This is a genomic window from Streptomyces sp. BE20 (assembly GCF_036322525.1).
Taxonomy (GTDB): domain Bacteria; phylum Actinomycetota; class Actinomycetes; order Streptomycetales; family Streptomycetaceae; genus Kitasatospora.
This window is the reverse complement of sequence record NZ_JAQYWW010000281.1, coordinates 1-303: the sequence shown is the minus strand read 5'-3', so window position 1 is coordinate 303 and position 303 is coordinate 1. Positions and strand designations below refer to the sequence as shown.

Sequence of the window (303 nt, the reverse complement as noted above, 5' to 3'; positions counted from 1 at the left end):
GGCGAGGCCGGCGAGGGTGGCGATGGTGGGGTTGACGCGGCCGTAGACGCTGATCAGGCCGTTGAGGATGCCGACGAGGATGCCGACGCCGATGGCGGCGGCGATGCCGGTGAGGGCGTTGGAGCCGGCCGAGGAGAACGCCATCGCGGAGACGACGGAGGCGACGCCGGCTGGGGAGCCGACGCAGCTGTCGAGCCCGCCGCAGATGAAGACGACGTTCTGGACGATGGCGAGGAGGCCGGTGATGGTGGCGGCTTCGGCGATGACCTGCATGTTGCCGAGGCTGAGGAAGTTGTCGTTGAG

Annotated in this window: 1 protein-coding gene; it reads right to left on the bottom strand. The window is 69.3% G+C overall.

The annotated features are described in order from the left end of the window. Positions 1–303: ABC transporter permease subunit (locus PUR61_RS01585; protein ID WP_443035103.1), on the bottom strand; the 303-nt coding region annotated here is incomplete at both ends.